Raw genomic sequence first — 5,976 nt, 5'->3', positions numbered from 1 at the left:
CAGTACCAAAACAAATATTACCGCCAAATGCTCAAACAAAAAGGAATCCGGCAAAGTATGAGCCGAAAGGGTAACTGTCTGGACAATGCTGTCATGGAAAATTTCTTTGGATTGCTCAAGAGCGAACTTCTCTATCTTCAACAGTTTCAATCTATGGAACATTTCAAGCAGGAACTGGTGGAATATTTAGATTATTATAATAACCATCGAATCAAAGCAAAGTTAAAGGGCTTGCCACCTGCAATTTACAGACAACAAGCCCTTCTGGCTTCTTAAACAATTTTAATTTGAAAATATTGTCTAACTTTTTGGGTTCAGTTCAAAACGAAAAGGATTCTGGCTATTTTGTTTTATGATGAAGCTGTTACTGACAGGTTCCTGTTTTTTTCGTGGAAAAGCCCTGTTTGCAAAGGTTTCTTTTGACGCAGACGGGAAAACTATGATATAATAAGCAAAATATCATGGGGAAACAGGCGTTTTTCCAGACTGGATGAAAACAGAAGTTGCTTTTTGCGAGGATGCAAAGGAAAAGGGCAGCTTTTTTTGTGAAAGAAATACTAGAGATTTAGGAGGAATATGGATGTCAAAAGACAGACAAAGTCATATCAGAAACTTTTGTATTGTGGCACATATCGACCACGGCAAATCCACATTGGCAGATAGATTGATTCAGAAAACAGGTCTGCTTACAGACCGTGAAATGCAGGAACAGGTACTGGATAATATGGATCTGGAACGAGAAAGAGGTATCACCATCAAGTCCCAGGCAGTTCGCTTGATTTATCGCGCAAACAATGGGGAAGAATACGAATTCAACCTCATCGATACTCCGGGACACGTGGACTTTAACTATGAAGTATCCCGCTCTCTGGCAGCCTGCGAAGGTGCAATCCTGATTGTAGACGCAGCACAGGGTATTGAAGCGCAGACATTGGCAAACGTATATCTGGCATTGGATAATAATCTGGAAATCCTGCCCGTTATCAATAAAATTGACCTGCCCAGCGCAAACCCTGCTTGGGCAAAACAGGAAATTGAAGATATTATCGGTATCCCCGCAGAAGATGCGCCGGAAATTTCCGCCAAAAACGGTGTGAACATCGAAGAAGTGCTGGAACGTATCATCACAGACATTCCTGCTCCCAGCGGTGATGTGGATGCACCTCTGAAAGCGCTGATTTTCGACAGCGTATACGACCAGTATCGCGGTGTTATCGTTCTGATGCGTGTCTTTGACGGCAGTATCCGCAAAGGCTCTAAAGTCAAAATGATGGCAACAGGCAAAGAATTCGATGTTGTGGAAGTTGGTATTTTCGGCCCCGGTCGTTTCCTGCCGGTAGATGAACTGAATGCAGGCATGGTAGGGTATTTCACTGCCAGCATCAAAAACGTGGCAGATACTCGCGTAGGTGATACTGTTACAGAAGCGGCAAGACCCACTGCGGAAGCAATGCCTGGTTATAAGAAAGTAAACCCCATGGTTTACTGTGGTGTATTCCCTGCCGACGGTGCAAAATATCCTGACCTTCGTGATGCACTGGAAAAATTGCAGCTCAACGATGCTTCTCTGTTCTTTGAACCGGAAACATCTGTGGCTCTGGGCTTTGGTTTCCGCTGTGGTTTCCTGGGACTTTTGCATCTGGAAATCATTCAGGAAAGACTGGAAAGAGAATATAATCTGGATCTGGTAACCACCGCACCCAGCGTTATTTATAAAGTATATCTGACAGACGGCACCCAGTTCGACCTGTCCAACCCCAGCAACATGCCTGACCCTGCCCGTATCTTGAAAATGGAAGAACCCATTGTAAAGGCAGAAATCATGCTGCCTAAGGATTATATCGGACCTATCATGGAACTGTGTCAGCAGCGCCGTGGGGATTATATCAGTATGGAATATCTGGATGAAAGCAGAGCCATGCTCATCTACGAAATGCCTCTGAATGAAATCATTTATGACTTCTTCGACGTACTGAAATCCAGAAGCCGCGGTTACGCTTCCTTTGACTATAGTCTGGTGGGCTACAAAGAAAGTGAACTGGTAAAACTGGATATTCTGGTAAACAGAGAACCTGTGGATGCACTGTCCTTTATTGTTCATAAAGATTCCGCTGTGGAACGGGGCAGAAAGATGTGCGAAAAACTGAAAAAAGAAATTCCTAGACATCTGTTTGAAATTCCCATTCAGGCGGCTATCGGCAGCAAGATCATTGCCAGAGAAACCATCAGCGCCCTGCGTAAAGATGTATTGGCGAAATGCTACGGCGGTGACATTTCCCGTAAGAAAAAACTGTTGGAAAAACAGAAGGAAGGGAAAAAGAGAATGCGCCAGATTGGCAGCGTAGAAGTACCTCAGCAGGCATTTATGAGCGTGCTGAAGCTGGAGGAGTCATAAAGTATGACATGGGCTTAAAACCCAGTAAAATCAAGGCTTTCAGACGTTTTCTATGCCGATTTTGAGGCACTTAAATTCCTTGATTTTGACAGATGTGTAAGTAATAAAATTGCGAGGACAGATGAAAAAACGGTATAAAAGGTAATTTTTATACCGTTTTTTGTTGCCCAAAATAGTGACAAATTTCTACATAAGAAAAAAATGCCTTATTTTTGAGAAAACATTTCGCAAATTATGACAAAATAAAACGTCTGAGCCTTGAAATGTGAAATGCAAATTTGTCATCTGTTTTGAGGCGATATTCTTCTTCCAGAGGTATGAGGAATAAGATTTACCTTAGGATAACAGTTTATGAAATGAAAAAGGGATATAAGTTATGTAAGGGATACTTTTTAACATATTTAGCAGGCTTGAGGAGTCATAAATAATATGACACCCCGTAAACCCAGTAAAATCAAGGGATTTAGCGGTTTTTAAGGGGATTTTTTAAAACCCAACAAGTTCAATTTTTATAGATGACAAAAGTGTTTTTTGAAAGAAAAAATATTTTTTCAGGCAGTGAGAGGAAAAAGAGCTCACTGCTTTTTTTGTTTCTGTAAATTGATTCAAAGGTGATTTAAAAAAATAATCACTTTTTGAATAAAAATTCAAACAATAGAAGGAGGAGAGGTTTTGAAGAAAAAGGTTAAAAGTAAAGTCACATGAACATCTAAAGTCTGTATGCTGAAAAATACATTGGAAAAAATTAGAATTGGCATAATACACAACACCTTATTAAAAACAACCTTACACCAAGGGATAACTAACTTTTTGAGGCATACTTTTTGTAAAAACATGACGGCTTGAGGAGTCATAAAGTATGAAAGAGCCTGAAAGCCAATAAAATCAAGGCTTTCAGCGGTTTTTGAGGACGATTTTCAAAACTCAAAAAAATCGGATTTTATAGATGACATAGCTTTTTTGGAGTCAAAAAATGATTTTGAGTCAGTGAGATAGGCAAATCTCACTGACTTTTTTTGTTTCTAAAAATTGATAAAAAAGTGGTTTCCAAAAATATAACCATTTTTTGAAAAAATCTTTTCGACAAATTTTGGAAGGGAGGTGAAAATCTTGAAGGAAAATGTCATTAAAGTATTAAAAGTAAAGCCACATGAACATCCTGAAGTCTATATGCTGAAAAATACATTGGAAGCAATGCAGGAAGCAGTGGGAGGATATATTGACATCGTAGGATTAGATGACAATGTATGCATCCTATTAAATGATGAGGGAAAATTGATTGGCTTAGAAGGCAACAGGAGAATTGGCAGCGATATCATCGTTGGCGATTTTTTTGTTTGCGGCAGTGATGAAGAAGGAAACCTGACATCATTGAGTGAGGAGGAGTTGGACACATACAAAAAATTTTTTTATGAGCCACAGGAGTTTACAAAAGAAGAAATTGAAGAAACAGCAGTGATCGAAATTTACACATTTGAATAAGGAGGATTTGCAGTTATGAAAAATATGAAGATGGAACCAATCGAAAAAAAGTTTATTTTTAGAAAGCCAGGTGATCCTATTGAGGTCACAGATGAAATGCTGGAGAATGCAGAAATCAATCCTAATGAATTGGTAGATATCATTCTTCAAAAGGGATGCATCATTATAAAGCCAACAAGCGTGCTAGGCAGATTGCCAGAGGAGCTGCTTTTGCTTTACGAAGAACTTGGTTTTTCCAGAGAAATGGTGGAATGTGTTTTTACAAAATATGCAGAAGAGGCAGGCGGTTTTGATGCTTTGGTTGAACAAATCAAAAAAGAAAGAAATGTGGCATTGTGGTAAGGTAAGAAAATGCGAAAAATAACAGATTTAAGAGGAATCAAAGATACCGCCAAAGTATTCCTGCACATGAATATAGAAGAAACAAAGTTTTCGCCGTTGGTCATCAAGCATCCGTTTACAGATTCAGCGATGGTTTGTCTGTCACAGGCTGACGGTGAAATTGCCTTTGCCAATATAATGGAAGACACAAAGGCATTTACCCTATGGAAAGAACAAGTGGAAAAGCAGATTGATACTGCGGAAGATGTGTTTGGGGTATACCACCTCATGACAAAATCTTATCTGCTTGCTTTTTTAAAATATGCGGAACCATACTTGTCCAGAGAGGATTTCTCCAAAATGCTTGCAGACATCTGGATTCGGACAGAAGCACCTAATCTTGATCCCAACTTCAAGCAGAAAGAACTGCTGGATCTGTTCCGCCAATCAAAACAGGAGGAGATGATGACAGAAGATGAAATAGAAACACTGCGAAGCCTGCCGGAAACAGTATCGGTTTATCGAGGCGTGACCTCATATAATGCAGGCAAGATCAAAGCCTTGTCCTGGACACTGGATCGAGAGGTTGCCCAATGGTTTGCCAATCGATTTGGAGAAAACGGTATCGTTTATGAGGCGGAAATTTCAAAGGAATATATTTTAGCGTTATTTAAAGGAAGAAATGAGTGGGAGGTGATTGTGGAACCAGATCATTTGCTTCAGTTATCAGAAGATTTGGAAGAAAATATGGAAGAACCACAGTTATAAAAACATGATGGCAGGAACATGAAACATTCATGTTCTTTTTTTGTGCCAGAAAGGAGCAGAAATGAAAAGAAAGTATCCGCAGAAGAATAAACAGCGACCGGTGAAAAAATTACCGCCGGAGAGCAGAGTCCAACCTCATAAAAAAGTAAAGTATCACAGACGCTCTGATCAGATTTACGGGAGGTAATCCATATGGAAAAAGCATCCCATAAAGCCAATGCACAGTGTGCCGAAGACATCGGAAAAGCCATCAACAGCCATTTCGATGGTTTTCACTACCATACAGGCTTTGAGAAAGAACTTATCGAAACCTATGGCATGGAGCGAGTCCAATATGTTGTTGCTTGTAACATCCAGCAAAAGCTTCACGATGGCAGGATCAGCAAAGAGAATAAGACCTGGGCATTGCAGAGCCAAATGAACCAAGGCGAAGACAACCCCAAACTGGAATATACGATCCATACCCACAGCGGCTTGTTGGATTTATTTGCCAACAGTATTCGAGAACAAGAGCTTACCCATGAAGCAGAAGAAAACATGAAAGAAGGTGATGCCGATGAAATAGAAGAAACTGATCTGGATATGCAGTTATAAGCAAAGAAACAAGGCGGAGCAATCCGCCTTGTTTCCGTTTTAAGATTCTGAAAACAAGCACAGTACCGGAAAGAAGTCCGGCGGCAAAGCCGTTTTTGCGAAGCAAAAATACTGACTCTTAAGACAAACCGAATCGGAGCAGAAAGCCCTTTTTTCGCTGCCGTCTTACAGGTTGTTGTATGTTACCTCAGAAAAAAGGAAACGTCAACAGCATGAAAAGAAAAGACAGCGAAAGGAGAAATGTGTATGTATTTTTTGGATTTTTTTGCTGGAATCGGGTTGTTCCGTTTGGGACTGGAGCAGGCAGGCTGGACCTGCAAAGGGCATTGTGAGATAGACAAATATGCCAATATGAGCTATCAGGCGATGCACCGCATAAAGGAGGGAGAGTGGTTTGAAGAAGACATCACCAAAGT

At 40.3% G+C, this 5,976-nt stretch carries 7 protein-coding genes; all 7 read left to right on the top strand.

The window, feature by feature from the left end:
- Positions 1 to 276, top strand: a 276-nt coding sequence (locus BUB35_RS17725) for an IS3 family transposase (RefSeq protein ID WP_143158938.1), incomplete at its 5' end; no start/stop codon positions are given.
- A 304-nt stretch (positions 277 to 580) separates the two neighbouring features.
- The gene (gene lepA / locus BUB35_RS17720) at positions 581 to 2,395 is read left to right on the top strand and encodes a translation elongation factor 4 (RefSeq protein WP_072853893.1); all 1,815 of its coding nucleotides are present in this window, start codon (positions 581 to 583) and stop codon (positions 2,393 to 2,395) included.
- 1,110 nt (positions 2,396 to 3,505) lie between these two features.
- On the top strand, positions 3,506 to 3,877 hold the full coding sequence (locus BUB35_RS17715; RefSeq protein WP_072853891.1) for a DUF3846 domain-containing protein: 372 nt from the start codon (positions 3,506 to 3,508) through the stop codon (positions 3,875 to 3,877).
- A gap of 15 nt (positions 3,878 to 3,892) precedes the next feature.
- The gene (locus BUB35_RS17710) at positions 3,893 to 4,219 is read left to right on the top strand and encodes a hypothetical protein (RefSeq protein ID WP_072853889.1); all 327 of its coding nucleotides are present in this window, start codon (positions 3,893 to 3,895) and stop codon (positions 4,217 to 4,219) included.
- A gap of 9 nt (positions 4,220 to 4,228) precedes the next feature.
- A complete protein-coding gene (locus BUB35_RS17705; protein ID WP_072853887.1) occupies positions 4,229 to 4,966 on the top strand; it encodes a hypothetical protein in 738 nt (245 codons plus the stop codon).
- Between the two features lie 192 nt (positions 4,967 to 5,158).
- On the top strand, positions 5,159 to 5,560 hold the full coding sequence (locus BUB35_RS17700) for a DUF3849 domain-containing protein (RefSeq protein ID WP_072853885.1): 402 nt from the start codon (positions 5,159 to 5,161) through the stop codon (positions 5,558 to 5,560).
- Between the two features lie 240 nt (positions 5,561 to 5,800).
- Positions 5,801 to 5,976 (top strand): DNA cytosine methyltransferase (locus BUB35_RS17695; RefSeq protein WP_330391277.1); only part of this gene is annotated, 176 nt, incomplete at its 3' end.

The sequence above is a fragment of the Anaerotignum lactatifermentans DSM 14214 genome (genome assembly GCF_900142265.1).
GTDB lineage: Bacteria > Bacillota > Clostridia > Lachnospirales > Anaerotignaceae > Anaerotignum > Anaerotignum lactatifermentans.
This window is presented reverse-complemented; position numbering and strand designations above follow the sequence as displayed.